This window comes from Shewanella scandinavica (assembly GCF_031932065.1).
GTDB lineage: Bacteria > Pseudomonadota > Gammaproteobacteria > Enterobacterales > Shewanellaceae > Shewanella > Shewanella baltica.
Genome location: NZ_JAUOES010000012.1, coordinates 1 through 16,793 on the forward strand (window position 1 = coordinate 1; position 16,793 = coordinate 16,793).

The window sequence follows — 16,793 nt, forward strand, 5'->3', positions numbered from 1 at the left end:
CAGAATTTGCTTGGTGACAATAGCCTTGTGGAACCACCTGATCCCATCCCGAACTCAGAAGTGAAACGCAAACGCGCCGATGGTAGTGTGGGGTCTCCCCATGTGAGAGTAGGTCATCGCCAAGCGCCTAATTATCTCATTGAGATGTAACGAAGCCAGCTGAATAAGCTGGCTTTTTTGCGTCTGCAATTTGTGAAATCAACCTAGTTTGTTTTCAATTTATAAATTTCTCTCCTATTTTCTTTCCAAAACTCCCTCTTTCACGCTCCACGACATTAATAATCCATGCCGTTTGGATTTTATTTCAGCAGTTATTCTGACAATGCTTCGATTTCGCTACAGCGATCTGAGTTCTAGATCGCGCCTAGCTATTGCTATTAGTTAAGCGGTTACTTACCTTATGATTTAATTTGTTGGGGTAGATAAGGATCTGAGATGAAGTTAGAGATGATTTGTACTGGGGAAGAGGTGTTGGCGGGACAGATTGTTGATACCAACGCCGCTTGGTTTGCCAGTACTATGATGGAGCATGGTGTCGAGATCCAGCGTCGAGTGACTGTCGGCGATCGCCTCGAGGATTTGATTGCAGTTTTCCAAGAACGTAGCTTACATGCCGATGTTATTCTCGTTAATGGTGGTCTCGGGCCGACGAGTGATGACATGTCAGCTTTAGCGATGGCGAAGGCAAAGGGCGAACCTTTGGTCGAGAATGCGGAGTGGCGTGAGCGTTTAGAAGACTGGTTTACCCGCAATAACCGTGAAATGCCCTTAAGTAATCTCAAGCAAGCTATGCTGCCAGCCTCAGCTGTGATGGTTGATAACCCAGTGGGAACCGCCTGTGGCTTTAGAGTTAAGCTTAACCGCGCGTGGTTATTCTTTACACCGGGCGTGCCTTTTGAGCTTAAGCACATGGTTACAGAGCAGTTTGTGCCTTTTATTCGCGATGAGTTTAATCTTGATTCCAAGGTCGCATTAAAGAAATTATTAACGATAGGCCAAGGTGAGTCGGCGTTGGCGGATAAGTTAGAGCCATTAGAGCTGCCAGAAGGCATTACTATTGGTTACCGTTCTTCTATGCCGCATATTGAGATTAAGATTTTTGCCCGTGGCGAGAAGGCGATAGCGGTATTACCTCGCGTCGCAGGGCACATCAAAATGGTGCTGGGCACTGCGGTAGTCGCGGAAGACAAAGCCACTCTTGCCGAAGAAATTCATTATAAGTTACTCAACTCAGGCTTGACCTTAAGTGTTGCAGAATCCTGCACTGGCGGCATGATCACCAGTCAGTTAGTTGATTTCCCTGGTAGTTCATCTTACTTACAGCATGGATTAGTGACTTACAGTAATGAATCTAAAGTGCGCGTATTAGGCGTCAATCCTTCAACATTAGATGATCATGGCGCTGTCTCCATTGCGACTGTGGAAGAAATGGCAAAGGGGGCAAGGCAAATATTGGACAGTGACTATGCGCTGGCAACCAGTGGTATTGCGGGACCCGATGGTGGCACAGACGAGAAGCCTGTGGGCACTGTGGCGATTGCCTTAGCAACTCGCGGCGGCGTTTATAGTCAGATGATCAAGCTACCACGACGTTCGCGGGATCTGGTGCGTAGCCTAAGTGCTGCGGTGGCTTACGATATGTTAAGACGTGAGCTTTTAGCTGAAGCCGTGATTGTCGATTATCAGTCGATTGGGCGATTCAGTAAATAACTTTTTATACAAGCTTGAAGATTATACAATCTTTAATATTATTGGTTTACGTCAGTTTAAACGTATTAACAAAAATGCTCCCGAGGGAGCATTTTTTATGGCGGATGATCCACAAAATAATCAGTTATTTAGTGAACTTAAGCACTAATTTGCCTGGGGCAACTTGAATGCTTTCGGTCATCTTCGCCATCAGTGCTTGGTTACTGTCCTTAGTATCAAGCACATATACAGGCTGGTTTTCTAAGAATTGTCTTAGATAACCCATCACCTGCGGTGTGGCACTGCTGATCGCTTTTTCAATATCTTTTGGTGTTGACTCCACTTTAACTAATTCGAGCTGGCGCAGATAGACACTGTGCGTTGCGCTGTCATACCAAGGCTTGGCCTCAAAAGTCGTCGTGAGTTTGGCACTCAATGGAAAGATTGGATTCTTAATTGATACTTGAGTTGCAGCACTTACGCTCATAGTGTCAGGTTTTGCACCTAGCCTGACACTGATGTCGTTAATGCGCACTTCTGCGCCAACTAATTGATTGCCTTGTTTAATCTCAAAATGAATCTCTTTACTGAGGTACTGCTCCATTTCGTGCTCGCTGATACTGTACTGCGAGACGCAGCCGCCAAGCAGTACAGTCAGTCCCAAGCAAATCGTGCGGGAAAGTTTTTTCATTAACCAGTGTTTCTCATTCCCGCTGCCACACCTGCAATAGTCAGCATTAGCGCTAGCTGCACATGTTCAGACGCGGGAGTTTCTGTTGTTTCCTTACGTGTCCGCGCTAATAGCTCGGTTTGTAAGAAGTTTAATGGATCGATATACGGATTTCGCAGTTTTACTGACTCGCGATTCCACGGCGTATGCGCCATTAAGCTATCTGATTTTGTCAGTTCAAGCACGACTTTAATGCCCAGATCTAAGCGTTGGCGCAAGGTTTCGCCTAAGTGATGCAAGTCTTTCGGTACTAAACAGGTTTCGTAGTAGCGGGCCAAATTAGGTTCCGCTTTGGCGTAGACCATTTCTAGCATTGAAATGCGAGTGCTGAAGAAAGGCCATTCCCGTTCCATCTCTTGTAATAAGCCCATTTCGCCGCGTTCACAGGCGGCTTGTAGCGCTTCACCGGCGCCAAGCCATGCAGGTAACATCAAACGGTTTTGCGACCAAGCAAAAATCCATGGAATAGCTCGTAGGCTTTCAATCCCACCATCGACACGACGTTTAGCTGGGCGGCTGCCGAGTGGCAGTTTTCCTAATTCCACTTCTGGTGTTGCCGCGCGGAAATAAGCCACAAAATCAGGTTCATCACGCACTATGCCACGGTAAGCGCCCACTGATTCTTCAGCGATACGTTGCATGCAATCGCGCCATTCTTGTTTAGGCTCTGGCGGTGGTAGTAGGGTTGCTTCCAATACGGCCGAGGTATACAAGGCCAAGCTTTGAACCGCGAGTTTTGGCAAGCCAAACTTGAAGCGGATCATTTCGCCCTGCTCAGTGACACGAATACGGCCATCTACCGACCCCGGAGGTTGGGATAGAATCGCTTTGTGTGCTGGACCGCCGCCGCGACCAATGCTACCGCCACGGCCATGGAATAGTGTGAGCTTGACGCCCGCTTGTTTACAGACCGCCACTAACTGCTCTTGAGCGTGATACTGAGCCCAAGCCGCCGCCATTACGCCGGCATCTTTAGCAGAGTCAGAGTAGCCAATCATCACTTCTTGCATGCCCTTGGTATAACCACGATACCAGTCGATATCGAGTAAATCGGTAATACAGGCAGCGGCGTTGTTTAAGTCGCTTAAGGTTTCAAATAGCGGCACCACGCGCATTGGGTGCGAACAGCCCGTTTCTTTGAGTAACAGTAAAACCGTTAATACATCCGATGGCTTACCCGCCATCGAAATCACATAGGAGCCAAGTGCTTTAGCCGGATGTTTAGCAATTAAACGACAGGTATTAAGCACTTCGGCCACATCGGCTGACGGCTGCCAGTTACTTGGGATCAGTGGACGACGGTTGCTAAGTTCGCGTAATAAGAAGGCTTGCTTCTCAGTTTCATCCCAATGGTTGAAATCACCCATGCCGAGATAGCGAGTTAATTCGGCGAGCACATCGCTGTGACGGCTGGCGTCTTGGCGAATGTCGAGTCTGAGCATGTGAATGCCAAAACAGGCGAGACGACGGAGAATATCAAGTAATAGACCGTTGGCTATTAAGCGCATACCGCAGTCGGTCAAACTCTTATAAAGCATTTCTAACGGCGCTTTGAGATCGCTTTCTTGCCAAATCAGGCTCGACTTATCGACTTCAGGATTGTGGCCTTCGATGCGTGCATTTAAATAATCTATGGTGTCACGCAGTCTTTGACGAATAGATCGCAACACGTGGCGGTATGGCTCGCAGCTGTTGTTGGTGTAAGCCTTTAACTCATCATTGGCTTCTTCCATCGACAGCTCGCCAACCAGTAGGACTATGTCTTTTAAGAATAATCTGGCGGCGGCATGGCGGTTGCGATCGAGCACCTCTTGGGTGACTTTCGCGGTAACAAAGGGGTTGCCGTCGCGATCGCCGCCCATCCAGCTTGAAAAGCGCACTGGCGCGATATCAATCGGTAATTGCTGACCCGTGCGTTGTTGCACTTGGTCGTTAAGCTGTCTTAAGAAGTCTGGCACCGCATGCCAGAGTGACTCTTCAATGGTTGATAATCCCCAGCGGGCTTCATCAACAGGTGTTGGGCGCTCACGGCGGATCTCATTGGTGTGCCAAATTTGCGCGATTAATTGGCGAAGGCGCAGACTGATTTGCTGACGCTCTCTATCTGATAATTGATCGTTTTCTTGCTCAGTTAAGCAGTCGACAATGGCGGCGTACTTTTGGATCAAGGTGCGACGTGAAATTTCTGTGGGATGCGCTGTCAGCACTAGATCGATATCCAGTGTCTTAAGGCAGTCGAGCATTTTCGTTTGGTCTACACGGCCATTTAACATGCGGCCTAGCAGCTGTTCCACGGGATCAGGCACGCAGACGAGTTCGTCACAGTTGCGGCTAATTGTATGAAATTGTTCAGATAAATTAGCTAAGTTGAGGAACTGGTTAAATGCCTTTGCAAACGGAACTAATTCTTCGTCTGGCAGGGCGGTGAGTAACTCGAGCATTTGCTCTCTAGCGGCTTGATCGCCCCGGCGTGAATCTTTAGCAAGTTTACGGATCTGTTCAACCTTCTCGAGAAAAGAGTCCCCGAGGTGGGTGCGCATAGTGTCACCGAGGATTTGTCCTAACATACTCACGTTCGATCTTAATGACGCATACATATCGGTCATATTGTCTGCCTTGGTTACAACCATAGTTACTCCGAATAGAAAAACATGAAAATCCTGCCGTACATTTAGCCCGTTAGCACAATACCTATCACTTGGGGCAATGGTCAACAGCAGAACTTATAACTTATACGACTGGCTTATCTAATATGCAACTAATCGCATTGATCGTTGAGGAATATTCAATATAAATGCGAAGCTACGCAATATTTTTTGATGATTAGCGTAAGTGAATATGAAGTGCATCATTTTCTGTTTTGCAGGCATGTATCTTAGCTGTTAATAAAAAGGACTGATTTTGGCGCAAATTTGCCCTAGATAACTGAGTTATTAACGAGTTAGCTGAACGGATGATAGGCGGGCGAGATCTGCATTTTAGTAAGAAATACAAAAATAAATTAAAAATATATATTCACATATATTGCATAAGTAGATCTTTGTGGTAGTCTAGCCTGCAGTTGAGATGAGTCACCCCCTGTGACCTGTAGAGTAAATATCATGATTCAGAGCATTAACCTGACAGTGAATAAAATAACAACCAATTACGATTTCCTGCGACGATAATCTTGTCATCATAGATACGCGCAGTTGCGTGTACGCTATTCATCTATTCTTTAAGTTTGTTTGATTCGGTTAATAAGACAACAACACATGAAAAATATCGCCATTATTGGCGCCAGTGGTTACACAGGCGCACAACTGACCGCTTTAATCCATGCAGAAGCAGAACTGACGATTCAGGGTTTGTATGTTTCTGAAAACAGTTTAGATAAAGGTAAGCCTTTAGCGGATTTGTACCCTAGCTATAGCCATATCGCATTAACGCTGTCGCCATTGTCCGATGACGCTAAGGCAAAAATCGTTGCCGAAGCCGATGCCGTGGTATTAGCGACTGAGCATTCAGTGAGCTTACATTTAGCCGCTTGGTTTTATAGCCAAGGGTTAGCGGTATTCGATTTAAGCGGTGCTTATCGTTTCAGCGATGTGGCGCAATATCCTAAGTGGTATGGCTTTGAGCATGAATATCCTGAAGTTTTAACCAAAGCCGTATATGGCCTTGCCGAATGGAATGCTAAAGAAATCGCGGCGACTAAGATGATTGCCGTGCCAGGTTGTTATCCAACCGCATCACTTACAGCGTTAAAACCGCTGGCGAGTTTACTGACATCGGCTTATCCGGTGATCAATGCCGTAAGCGGCGTAACGGGTGCGGGCCGTAAGGCGCAGTTACACACCAGTTTTTGTGAAGTGAGCCTGACACCTTACGGCGTATTAGGCCACAGACATCAACCCGAAATCGCCACTCAGCTTGGTCAAGAAGTGATATTTACCCCGCATCTTGGCAACTTTAAGCGTGGCATTTTAGCGACTATTACCGTGCAGCTAAAACCAGGCACTACGACTGCCGATGTGGCAGCGGCCTATAGCGTATATGCCCAGGCGCCATTGGTCACCGTGAAGCATAATCAGTTCCCTAAAGTGGACGATGTGGTGCTGACACCTAACTGCCACTTAGGTTGGAAGTTTGATGAGAATAGCGGTTACTTAGTGGTAGCCAGTGTAATCGATAATTTGATGAAAGGTGCTGCCAGCCAAGCGCTGCAATGCATAAAGATTCATTTTAACCTTTAATTGTTCATCCTTATTTAAGAGAGTCGTCAAGATGTCTACAAACAACTCAGTATTAGTTCTTAAAGTTGGTGGCGCGCTGCTGCAGTGTGAAATGGGGATGGCGCGGTTAATGGATACGGCTGCGGCTATGTTAGCCAATGGTCAGCAAGTGTTGATGGTGCATGGCGGTGGCTGTTTGGTGGATGAACAGTTAGCGGCTAACGGCATGGAAACCGTCAAGTTAGAAGGTTTACGGGTGACTCCGCCTGAGCAAATGCCGATTATTGCCGGCGCACTTGCGGGCACTTCGAACAAGATCCTCCAAGGCGCAGCCACTAAAGCTGGGATTGTGAGTGTGGGCATGAGCCTCGCCGATGGCAATACTGTATCGGCAAAGATTAAAGATGAACGTTTAGGCTTAGTGGGCGAAGTCACGCCAAACGATGGCACTTATCTTAAGTTTATCCTCGCCCAAGGTTGGATGCCGATTTGTAGCTCTATCGCCATGATGGACGATGGCCAAATGCTTAACGTCAATGCTGACCAAGCTGCGACGGCCTTAGCCAAATTAGTGGGCGGCAAGTTAGTGCTGCTGTCGGATGTGTCTGGTGTGCTCGATGGTAAAGGCCAGCTCATTCACAGTTTAAATGGCAAGCAGATAGCAGACCTTGTTAAACAAGGTGTGATCGAAAAGGGAATGAGGGTCAAAGTTGAAGCTGCGCTCGAAGTTGCACAGTGGATGGGGCAGGCGGTTCAAGTTGCCTCGTGGCGTGATGCAAGCCAATTAATCGCATTAGCAAAAGGTGAAGCCGTAGGAACACAAATCCAACCATAAGTGGAGTAGGTTATGAAGCATTTACTATCGATAAAAGAGTTAACCCAGCAGCAGTTACTCGATCTGATTGCCTTGGCAAAAACGATCAAAGCTAATCCGGCTGAGTACCGCCACGCGCTGGATGGCAAGAGTGTGGTGATGTTATTTGAAAAGCCCTCGCTCAGAACACGCGTTAGCTTTGATATCGGTATTAATAAGCTCGGTGGCCACTGTTTATACCTAGATCAACAAAATGGTGCGCTAGGTCAACGGGAATCGGTTGCTGACTTTGCTTCTAACTTGTCTTGCTGGGCCGACGCAATTGTGGCGAGAACCTATTCGCACACCACCATTGAACAATTAGCCGAGTTTGGCACAGTGCCCGTGATCAATGCCTTGTCGGATCTTTATCATCCTTGCCAAGCCTTAGCTGACTTTTTAACACTGGCAGAGCAGTTTGAGGATGTCAGCAAAGCTAAATTAGCTTATGTTGGTGATGGTAATAATGTCACTCACTCGCTGATGTACTGTGCGGCTATTCTCGGTGCCACCATGACAGTGATCTGCCCAGCGGGTCACTTTCCTGATGGCTACGTAGTGGCAGAAGTGCAAGAGCTTGCTAAGCGATATGGCGGTAAGCTGGTACTGACTTCAGATATCGATGCGATTGAAGGTCACGACGCTATTTATACCGATACTTGGATTTCAATGGGCGATCCCACTCCGCTAGCGGATATCAAAGCGAAGTTTGCACCATACCAAGTCAACAAAGCTTTGATGGCGAAAGCGGGCGCTAACTTCTTTATGCATTGTTTGCCCGCCCACCGTGGTGTAGAAGTAACAGATGAAGTGATGGACGGTGCAGGCTCCTTAATTCTGCAACAAGCCGAAAATCGGATGCATGCCCAAAATGCGGTACTGGTAACCTTATTTAGTTAAATTAACCCTGTTTAGCAGCCTGTTTTCTCCTTGAGAGAAACGAGTCATAGGAATTTAAGATGTCTATCGAGATAAAAAATACTGGCGTGAAAAAAGTGGTTTTAGCCTATTCGGGTGGTCTAGATACCTCGGCCATTATTCCTTGGTTAAAAGAAAACTACGATAACTGTGAAATCATCGCATTCTGCGCCGATGTCGGCCAAGGCGAAGAAGAGCTGGTTGGCTTGACTGAAAAAGCCTTAGCTTCGGGTGCTTCTGAATGTCATATCGTCGATCTAAAAGAAGAATTCGTTAAAGAATATATCTACCCAACGATTGCGAGCGGGGCGATTTACGAGGGCACTTATTTACTCGGAACATCAATGGCGCGTCCTATCATTGCTAAGGCGCAGGTTGAAGTGGCGCGTAAAGTAGGCGCCGATGCTCTGTGTCACGGTTGTACCGGTAAAGGGAACGATCAAGTGCGTTTCGAAGGTTGCTTCGCCGCATTAGCACCTGATTTAAAAGTGATTGCACCATGGCGTGAATGGACCATGCAGAGCCGCGAAGATCTACTGGCCTATTTAGCTGAACGTGACATCAAGACGTCAGCCTCAGCGACTAAAATCTATAGCCGTGATGCCAACGCTTTCCATATTTCCCATGAAGGTGGTGAGTTAGAAGATCCATGGAACGAGCCAAGCAAAGGCGTATGGACGCTGACAGCCGATCCTGAAGATGCACCGAACAAGCCTGAATATGTGTCGCTAGAAGTAGAACATGGCCGTGTGACTAAAGTGAATGGTGAGGCATTAACACCTTATGCTGCGCTGATGACATTAAACGCCATTGCTGCACCCCATGGTGTGGGTCGTATCGATATCACCGAGAACCGCTTAGTGGGTATGAAGTCCCGTGGCTGTTACGAAACACCCGGCGGCACTGTGATGTTCGCAGCACTACGTGCGATTGAAGAGCTGGTACTCGACAAAACTAGCCGTAACTGGCGTGAGCAAGTTGCCGCACAAATGGCGCATTTAGTGTATGACGGCCGTTGGTTCACGCCTCTGTGTAAGTCACTGCTGGCGGCATCTGAGTCATTGGCTGAGTCAGTTAACGGCGAAGTTGTGGTTAAACTCTACAAAGGCCAAGCGACGGCAGTGAAGAAACGTTCACCTAACAGCTTGTACTCTGAAGCATTTGCCACTTTCGGTGAAGATCAAGTGTACGATCAAAAACATGCAGAAGGCTTTATCCGCTTGTACTCGTTAGCGAGCCGCATCCGCGCACTCAACGCTAATGACGTTAAGGGTAAGTAATAGGCCGTTAAAGAGGGCGCCTAGCGCCCTTTTTTGTTTCTAGGTTTTGATCCGGTTTTTTGATTCAGATGAGTCGATTTCAAATCAGCAGTGTGTAAGGGGAGTTAGCATGGCTTTATGGGGTGGAAGATTTCAGGGCGAAACCAGCGCGCTATTCAAATTATTCAACGATTCGCTACCCGTGGATTATCGCCTGTTCGAACAGGATGTGGTCGGTTCTATCGCTTGGGCCGATGCGATTGCTAGCGTCGGTATTATTACTGCCACTGAATGCAGCGACTTGAAAAAAGCGCTCAATGATTTGCTGGTGGAAGTGAATGGCGATCCAGCGATTATTCTCGCCTCGGGCGCCGAAGATATTCACAGTTTCGTCGAGTCTGCCTTGATTGCCAAAGTGGGCGATCTCGGTAAGAAGCTGCACACTGGCCGTAGCCGTAACGATCAAGTTGCCACCGATTTAAAGCTTTGGTGTCAATCCGAAGGCAAAGCATTACTCGCGCGCCTTCACAGCTTACATGCTGAATTACTGGCGTTGGCTGAGCGTGAGTTTGATGCGGTAATGCCTGGTTACACTCACTTGCAGCGCGCCCAACCTGTGACATTTGGCCACTGGTGTTTAGCCTATGTAGAAATGACTGAGCGGGATATCAGCCGTTTAGCCGATGCGTTAACCCGTGCGAATACCTGCCCATTAGGTTCTGGCGCCCTTGCTGGCACCGCCTATAAAATGGATCGACATGCACTGGCTGCCGCGCTGAACTTTGCCTCGCCGACGCTCAATAGTTTAGACAGTGTGTCAGACAGAGACCACGTGGTAGAGCTTTGCTCAACGGCATCGATCAGCATGATGCACTTAAGCCGTATGGCTGAAGATTTAATTTTCTTTAACTCGGGCGAAGCGAACTTTATTTCCCTTAGTGATGAAGTGACCTCGGGTTCATCTTTGATGCCACAAAAGAAAAATCCTGATGCATTAGAGCTTATCCGCGGTAAAACGGGTCGGGTTTATGGCAGTTTAGTAGGCATTCTCACCACCATGAAAGCGCTGCCTTTGGCATACAACAAAGATATGCAGGAAGATAAAGAAGGCCTATTTGACGTAGTTGATAGCTGGGCAATTTGCCTCGATATGGCGGCGTTAGTGTTATCGGGTCTGAAAGTTAATCGTCCTAATGCGCTGTTAGCTGCGCAGCAAGGTTATGCCAATTCTACTGAGCTTGCTGATTATCTCGTATCTAAAGGTATGCCATTCCGTGAGGCGCACCACGTTGTGGGTGAAGTAGTTGTTGCCGCGATAGCGAAGCAAATTCCGCTGGAGGATTTCTCCTTGGCAGAGTTAAAAACCTTTGCCGCTATCATTGAAGATGATGTCTATCCCAACCTGACTATTGAAGCCTGTTTAGCGAAACGCGATGTGCTTGGTGGTACAGCTCTGCCGCAAATTCAGCAGGCGATCGCGGCTAAAAAAGCCCGCTAAGGCAAGTTGTTCAAATCAACAAGCCAATAAAAAACGCGACTTTAAGTCGCGTTTTTTATTGGGTCATTATCCGTATAGGCAATGACTTTCTATGAGTCGTTTATTGGAATAGATCGTCAGTTGGCGCATCGATGAAGATGTTATTTTCATCCTGAGTTTCGCTGATGTATTCCTTCGGCTCAGTGCCCGAGATGAAGTATTCGAATGCGCTGGTATAGTCGGTTTTACGCGTGAGTTTACCTGTCGCTAAATCGATCCGTACCGATACAATGCCTTCTGGTGGAATCGATGTGGTTTCAGGTGTGCCTTGTAAGACACTGTTCATAAACTCGTTCCAACCCGGACCTGCCGTTTTCGCGCCCGCTTCGGCGCCGGTGATCTGATCTTTCTCTGCGCTTGCATTCCATGCAGTTCTGCCCAGTTGTCGACCGTGATCGTCGAAACCGACCCAGAACGTACTGGTGAGCACAGGGCTAAATCCACTGAACCACGTATCGCGAGATTCGTTGGTTGTACCTGTTTTACCCGCAATATCATGGCGTTTAATCAATCTTGCAGCACGCCAAGCCGTACCTTGCCAACCAGTGCCGTGACTCCAGTCACCGCCACCCCAGATCACGCTTTTTAACGCTTCGGTGATGAGGAATGCCGTTTGCTCTGAAATGATCTGTGGTGCAAAGCGACCCGTTTGCTCGAAACACTGGGCAACGGGCGCACTCGGTTCTGTGCTACTATCTCCACTAACACTGAACGCCATAGGATCGCTCGGTGTAACAGGTTGGCTAAGGCTTTGGCTAGGTTTACAGGCCAATGTTGGATTGGCTTTTTCAATCACATTGCCGTAGGCATCTTCGACGCGATCGATATAGAAAGGCTCGAGTAAGAAACCGCCGTTAGCAAACACGTTAAACGCAGTAACCACTTGTAATGGTGTTACTGAAGACGAACCTAAAGCTATCGACTCGTTACGCGGTAAGTCATTAGGATCGAAACCAAACTTAACCAATTCTGCAATGGTGGCATCGAGCCCAACATGGCGCATTGCACGTACAGACATCACGTTAATTGACTGCGCTAAGCCAACACGTAAACGGGTTGGGCCGCCATAGATATCTGGCGAGTTTTTAGGGCGCCATGCAGTACCTTGGCTGATATCGGGTTTATTGATTGGTGCATTGTTAATTAGGGTTGTTAAGGTAAAGCCTTTCTCTAACGCTGCAGCATAAATAAAAGGTTTAATGTTTGAGCCTAATTGCCGTTTCGCTTGAGTGACGCGGTTGTATTGGCTTTGGCTAAAGCTATATCCGCCAACTAGAGATCGAATCGCACCATTTTGTGGGTCGAGTGACACAGTCGCGCTGGCAACTTCTGGTACTTGCGATAACTGCAAATATTGGCCGTTATCACGGATCCAAATACGTTCACCGACCTTGAGCATGTCAGAGGCTGACTTAGGAACGCTGCCTTGACGCTTATCGGTAATAAATTTACGCGCCCACTTCAGACCATCCCAAGCAATGATTTTAGTTTCGCCCTTGGCGGTCATGACGCTGGCTTGTTGATCTGCCACGCTGATGACGGCTGCGGGTTGCAGTTCTTGAATCGAAGCCACCTTAGCCAGTTCAGCCTTGATTTGAGCTTGTTCTGGTTTCTCGTCTGTCCACAACACAGCGGCAGGACCACGATAGCCATGACGCTCATCATAGGCATAAACGTTATTGCGTAGCGCTTGTTGAGCCTTCAGTTGTATATCCGATGAAATGGTCGTGTAGACGTTGTAGCCATTGGTATAGGCTTCTTCTTCACCGTACTTTTGTACCATATAATCCCGTGCCATTTCTGAAATATACGGGGCATAGAGATCAATTTCGGCGCCATGGTATTTAGCAACCAGCGGTTCTTGTAGTGCGGCTTGGTATTCGGCTTGGCTGATGTAACCTACTTCATTCATACGCATGAGGACGACATTACGGCGAGCGACGGCACGAGAAGGTGAGGTCACAGGGTTGAGTGTTGAAGGCGCTTTGGGTAAGCCGGCGATCATACTCATTTCTGAGAGTGTAAGATCTTTAACATCTTTACCAAAATAAACCTGTGCAGCGGCACCAACACCATAGGCGCGTTGGCCTAAGTAAATGCGGTTCACATAGAGTTCTAAAATCTCATCTTTGGTAAGTAATTCTTCAATGTGATAGGAGATAAAGATCTCCTTCACTTTACGAATAATCGTTTTGTCGCGGGTTAAGAAGAAGTTACGTGCGACCTGCATGGTAATGGTACTCGCACCTTGCTTCTTCTCTCCTGTGGTTAGCATAACTAATGCTGCACGAAGTACGCCAACAGGATCAATACCACCATGTTCGTAAAAACGCGCATCTTCAGTTGCAATAAATGCTTGAAGCAAGGGTTTTGGTACTTCGTCTAGCTTCAATGGAATGCGACGCTTCTCACCAAATTGTGAAATAAGTTTGCCGTCACTGCTGTAAATGCGTAAAGGTGTTTGAAGTTGCACATTTTTTAGTGTTGAAACATCCGGCAAATCCGGCAAAACATAAAAGTATGCTGCCACAATGGCGCCTACGCCTAAAAGGGCTAGACTGAATAGTGCTATAACAATACGTTTTAACCACTTCACCAAAATTTATCCTAATGTTCCGTTAAGTGCGACAGTATATAAGGCGTACACCTCTTGGTGAAGTAAAAACGTGAGAAGCCTAAAATAGCGTTTGTAAAATGACGAAACATTCGATACAAGTAAGTATAACAAGTTGATTTTGTGCTAATCTCTTTTACTGAAATATAAATAAAAAAGTGACAATGGATATGCTTTCAAATTTATGGAAGCGTCAGGCTCCGCAGATGGTCGGAATCGATATCGGTTCCCATGAAGTTAAGGCCATTTTGTTGAGTAAGACTGCTGATGGATACAAGATAGTGAGTCATGCGGCGGTACCTATTAAAAAGGGGGCCGTTAACGATCATGATATTCGTGATGCTGATGCCGTTGTCGAATGCCTTAGGCAAATAAAACGTAATTTACCTAAATCGGTTAAATATGCTGCGGTTTGTGTTTCAGGCTCTGCTGTGATGACCAAAGTGATCTACATGGATGCTTCGCTGAGCGAGGAAGAAATGGAGGCGCAGATAGAAATTGAAGCCGACAACCTTATTCCGTATTCACTCGATGAAGTCAGCATAGATTTTGAAACCCTCAGCGTAAATAGTACAGATCCAACCAAGGTAGATGTGTTGTTGAGCGCATGCCGTACTGACAACATTGATGTCAGAGTCGATGCGCTCGATAGTGTTGAACTTGAGGCCAAAGTTGTTGATGTCGAGGGTTATGCTTTAGGCCGCGCAGCAGAATTGATTCTGGCACAACTACCCGAAGGGGCGAAACATAAGGCCGTCGCTATGGTTGATATCGGCGCGAATATGACCACTTTCTCTGTAGTTGAAGCGGGTGAGACGACTTTTATTCGCGAGCAAGCCTTCGGTGGTGAGCAATTTACTCAGTCAATTTTATCTTTCTATGGCATGTCCTACGATCAAGCTGAGAAAGCAAAAGTTGAAGGCGACCTACCACGAAATTATATGTTTGAAGTCTTGTCACCTTTCCAAACTCAGCTATTACAACAAATAAAACGTACGCTACAAATCTATTGTACTTCGAGCGGTAAAGATAAAGTCGACTATCTCGTATTATGTGGTGGGACATCTAAATTAGAAGGTATGGCAAACTTACTGACTAATGAATTAGGGGTTCACACTATTATCGCCGATCCATTTCAAGGATGTTTGCACGCCGATGAGTCGGTTAAAAGTATGCTGCAACCTACAATCAGCAAATATATGGTTGCTTGTGGCTTAGCATTGAGGAGTTACGGTCAATGGCGAACATAAACCTACTCCCTTGGCGAGAAGAGGCGAGAGAAAAACAAAAGCGCGATTATATTGGTATTTTAGCTGCGGTATTTTTAGCGTCGGCGATTTTAGTCTATGTTGCAGTATCTCTATTGGACGTTATGACTGATGAGCAAAAAGCGCGTAATAGTTATTTGCAATCGGAGATTGGCCTGCTCGAGACACAAATTTCTGAGATTAAGAAAATTACCGAGCGCAAGAAAGACATCGAGCGCCGCACTGAAATTATTCTGAATTTACAACAATCCCGTAATTTGCCTACTCATGTGCTAGATGAGCTAGTGCGAATAGTGCCCCCTGGAATATACCTTTCTAGCTTAGAGAAAAAGGGCAGTTTGTTGTTGATAGAAGGGCGTAGCGAATCAAATAATAACGTTGCCAATATGATGCGTAAGGTGAAAACCTCTGAATGGCTAACCGATCCGAATATGCAATCGATCGTGACCCAAAATGAAGAATTACGGCAATTACAGCGATTCAGTTTAAGAGTCACGATTAAAGGCGCGAATGTGGGTGAGCCTGAGAAAATGACAAAAGGAGCGAGTAAATGAAACTCGATCTAAGTCAGTTCAATGATATCGACTTTGAAAATATTGGTGGCTGGCCAAACCAAGTTAAAACCTTTTTCGCGGTCCTATTAGCACTTTGTGTTTTTACTGCGGGTTATTTCTTAGTCGTTTCAGATTCGGTTGATACTTATACCGCAGAGCAAGATAGGGAATTACAACTCAGAGATGACTTTAAGAATAAGTATCAACTTGCTGCAAATTTAAAGCTCTATCGTGAGCAGTTAGCAACGATGGAAGTGCAATTTGCCGAGTTACTGAAGATGCTGCCCTCTGAAAATGAAATGCCTGGTTTGCTGGACGATTTAACCTTCGTCGCTACCGATGCAGGTCTTCGAATTCAGAGTTTAGATTGGGAGCCTGAAATTCAGCGGGATTTCTATATTGAGTTTCCCATTAAAATGTCCGTAACGGGCGATTATCACCAACTAGGTAATATGGTGAGCGGTGTAGCAAAACTTCCGCGTATTGTCAGCCTTCATGATTTTACCATTAAGCGCGATGATGCTGGCAACTTAGCAATGGACATTTTAGCCAAGACCTATCGCTTTAAAGAAGGGGCTGAATTACCGCCTGAAAACGCTGCTAACAAACAGGGGAAGAAATAATGAAATTCTTACCTCTATTAGCTTTGAGCATTTTTTTAATGGGTTGTGTTGGCGATCGCAGTGATTTAGAGCTATTTGTTACTACAACCAAAGCACAACACGTTGCTCATATTCCTCCTTTAAAAGAGCCGCCGAGATTTGAGCACTTCGCCTATCAAGCTGAGTTAATGCGTAGCCCTTTTGTACCTCCTTCGCGTGAATTAACGGAAGAGGTTGTCGATACCAGCAAAGATTGTTTACAACCGGATTTAAAGCGTCGAAAAGGGCGGTTAGAAACTTATCCTTTAGATAATTTAAAAATGCGCGGCACCTTAAGTGAAGCTGATACGACTTGGGCGTTAGTTGAAACAAATGACGGCAGTGTTTATCGGATGGGTGCTGGTGAGTATTTAGGTCTGTTTAATGGACGCATTTCTAAAGTTACTTCACAAAATGTCGAAGTAGTAGAATTAATTCCAGATGGTTCTGGTTGTTGGTCCGAAAGGACAAGCAATTTAGAACTTTCTGGAGAATAACGAGCGAAGGATGAGGGAA

Annotated in this window: 13 protein-coding genes and 1 rRNA gene; 11 read left to right on the top strand and 3 right to left on the bottom strand. The window is 46.5% G+C overall.

The genetic code is table 11. The features are described 5' to 3' along the window. Window positions 1–9: 9 nt before the first annotated feature. Together rrf and Q4Q50_RS12035 are read left to right on the top strand one after the other, a co-directional pair. Window positions 10–125 (top strand): 5S ribosomal RNA (gene rrf / locus Q4Q50_RS12030). A gap of 310 nt (window positions 126–435) precedes the next feature. After that, window positions 436–1,710 (top strand): CinA family nicotinamide mononucleotide deamidase-related protein, encoded by a 1,275-nt coding sequence (locus Q4Q50_RS12035; RefSeq protein WP_259214572.1) that lies wholly within the window; start codon window positions 436–438, stop codon window positions 1,708–1,710. Between the two features lie 124 nt (window positions 1,711–1,834). On the opposite strand, the gene Q4Q50_RS12040 is transcribed toward Q4Q50_RS12035, so the two are convergent. Then, a complete protein-coding gene (locus tag Q4Q50_RS12040; RefSeq protein ID WP_006083555.1) occupies window positions 1,835–2,380 on the bottom strand; it encodes a YceB family lipoprotein in 546 nt (181 codons plus the stop codon). After that, complete coding sequence (ppc, locus tag Q4Q50_RS12045) at window positions 2,380–5,049, bottom strand: phosphoenolpyruvate carboxylase (protein WP_006084518.1); 2,670 nt, start codon at window positions 5,047–5,049, stop codon at window positions 2,380–2,382. Before ppc ends, Q4Q50_RS12040 begins: the two co-directional genes overlap by 1 nt. A 624-nt stretch (window positions 5,050–5,673) precedes the next feature. On the opposite strand from ppc, the gene argC reads away from it, so the two are divergent. From argC to argH, 5 genes are all read left to right on the top strand, one after another. Next, window positions 5,674–6,654: an N-acetyl-gamma-glutamyl-phosphate reductase gene (argC, locus tag Q4Q50_RS12050; RefSeq protein ID WP_311899491.1), complete on the top strand. Its 981-nt coding sequence runs from the start codon at window positions 5,674–5,676 to the stop codon at window positions 6,652–6,654. Window positions 6,655–6,685: 31 nt separating this feature from the next. Next, window positions 6,686–7,468, top strand: coding sequence for an acetylglutamate kinase (gene argB, locus Q4Q50_RS12055; RefSeq protein ID WP_311899492.1), 783 nt, complete (start codon window positions 6,686–6,688; stop codon window positions 7,466–7,468). 12 nt (window positions 7,469–7,480) lie between these two features. Next, window positions 7,481–8,386, top strand: a complete 906-nt coding sequence (locus Q4Q50_RS12060) for an ornithine carbamoyltransferase (RefSeq protein WP_106649099.1) — start codon at window positions 7,481–7,483, stop codon at window positions 8,384–8,386. A gap of 59 nt (window positions 8,387–8,445) precedes the next feature. After that, a complete protein-coding gene (locus Q4Q50_RS12065; protein ID WP_311891934.1) occupies window positions 8,446–9,684 on the top strand; it encodes an argininosuccinate synthase in 1,239 nt (412 codons plus the stop codon). Window positions 9,685–9,793: 109 nt separating this feature from the next. After that, the gene (gene argH / locus Q4Q50_RS12070; RefSeq protein ID WP_311899493.1) at window positions 9,794–11,161 is read left to right on the top strand and encodes an argininosuccinate lyase; all 1,368 of its coding nucleotides are present in this window, start codon (window positions 9,794–9,796) and stop codon (window positions 11,159–11,161) included. 100 nt (window positions 11,162–11,261) lie between these two features. Here argH and Q4Q50_RS12075 read toward each other — a convergent pair whose 3' ends face one another. Continuing rightward, window positions 11,262–13,796 carry a penicillin-binding protein 1A gene (locus tag Q4Q50_RS12075; RefSeq protein WP_311899494.1) on the bottom strand — a complete coding sequence of 845 codons (2,535 nt, stop codon included), beginning with the start codon at window positions 13,794–13,796 and terminating at the stop codon, window positions 11,262–11,264. Window positions 13,797–13,984: 188 nt separating this feature from the next. Here Q4Q50_RS12075 and Q4Q50_RS12080 point away from each other — a divergent pair, with 188 nt between their 5' ends. The 4 genes from Q4Q50_RS12080 to Q4Q50_RS12095 are packed head-to-tail and all read left to right on the top strand — an operon-like array spanning window position 13,985 to window position 16,774. Further along, a complete protein-coding gene (locus Q4Q50_RS12080) occupies window positions 13,985–15,064 on the top strand; it encodes a pilus assembly protein PilM (RefSeq protein ID WP_311899495.1) in 1,080 nt (359 codons plus the stop codon). Continuing rightward, window positions 15,052–15,636 carry a PilN domain-containing protein gene (locus Q4Q50_RS12085; RefSeq protein ID WP_006083546.1) on the top strand — a complete coding sequence of 195 codons (585 nt, stop codon included), beginning with the start codon at window positions 15,052–15,054 and terminating at the stop codon, window positions 15,634–15,636. The genes Q4Q50_RS12080 and Q4Q50_RS12085 overlap by 13 nt, the downstream gene beginning before the upstream one ends. Then, a complete protein-coding gene (locus Q4Q50_RS12090; RefSeq protein ID WP_311899496.1) occupies window positions 15,633–16,259 on the top strand; it encodes a type IV pilus inner membrane component PilO in 627 nt (208 codons plus the stop codon). Before Q4Q50_RS12085 ends, Q4Q50_RS12090 begins: the two co-directional genes overlap by 4 nt. Continuing rightward, the gene (locus Q4Q50_RS12095) at window positions 16,259–16,774 is read left to right on the top strand and encodes a pilus assembly protein PilP (protein ID WP_259214582.1); all 516 of its coding nucleotides are present in this window, start codon (window positions 16,259–16,261) and stop codon (window positions 16,772–16,774) included. The genes Q4Q50_RS12090 and Q4Q50_RS12095 overlap by 1 nt, the downstream gene beginning before the upstream one ends. The last annotated feature ends 19 nt before the right edge of the window (window positions 16,775–16,793 follow it).

What these genes read in the sequence shown, in the direction of transcription:
- Q4Q50_RS12035 (WP_259214572.1), top strand. Translation starts at nt 436, where the DNA reads ATGAAGTTAGAGATGATTTGTACTGGGGAAGAGGTGTTGGCGGGACAG.
- Q4Q50_RS12040 (WP_006083555.1), bottom strand. Translation starts at nt 2,380, where the DNA reads ATGAAAAAACTTTCCCGCACGATTTGCTTGGGACTGACTGTACTGCTT.
- ppc (WP_006084518.1), bottom strand. Translation starts at nt 5,049, where the DNA reads ATGGTTGTAACCAAGGCAGACAATATGACCGATATGTATGCGTCATTA.
- argC (WP_311899491.1), top strand. Translation starts at nt 5,674, where the DNA reads ATGAAAAATATCGCCATTATTGGCGCCAGTGGTTACACAGGCGCACAA.
- argB (WP_311899492.1), top strand. Translation starts at nt 6,686, where the DNA reads ATGTCTACAAACAACTCAGTATTAGTTCTTAAAGTTGGTGGCGCGCTG.
- Q4Q50_RS12060 (WP_106649099.1), top strand. Translation starts at nt 7,481, where the DNA reads ATGAAGCATTTACTATCGATAAAAGAGTTAACCCAGCAGCAGTTACTC.
- Q4Q50_RS12065 (WP_311891934.1), top strand. Translation starts at nt 8,446, where the DNA reads ATGTCTATCGAGATAAAAAATACTGGCGTGAAAAAAGTGGTTTTAGCC.
- argH (WP_311899493.1), top strand. Translation starts at nt 9,794, where the DNA reads ATGGCTTTATGGGGTGGAAGATTTCAGGGCGAAACCAGCGCGCTATTC.
- Q4Q50_RS12080 (WP_311899495.1), top strand. Translation starts at nt 13,985, where the DNA reads ATGCTTTCAAATTTATGGAAGCGTCAGGCTCCGCAGATGGTCGGAATC.
- Q4Q50_RS12085 (WP_006083546.1), top strand. Translation starts at nt 15,052, where the DNA reads ATGGCGAACATAAACCTACTCCCTTGGCGAGAAGAGGCGAGAGAAAAA.
- Q4Q50_RS12090 (WP_311899496.1), top strand. Translation starts at nt 15,633, where the DNA reads ATGAAACTCGATCTAAGTCAGTTCAATGATATCGACTTTGAAAATATT.
- Q4Q50_RS12095 (WP_259214582.1), top strand. Translation starts at nt 16,259, where the DNA reads ATGAAATTCTTACCTCTATTAGCTTTGAGCATTTTTTTAATGGGTTGT.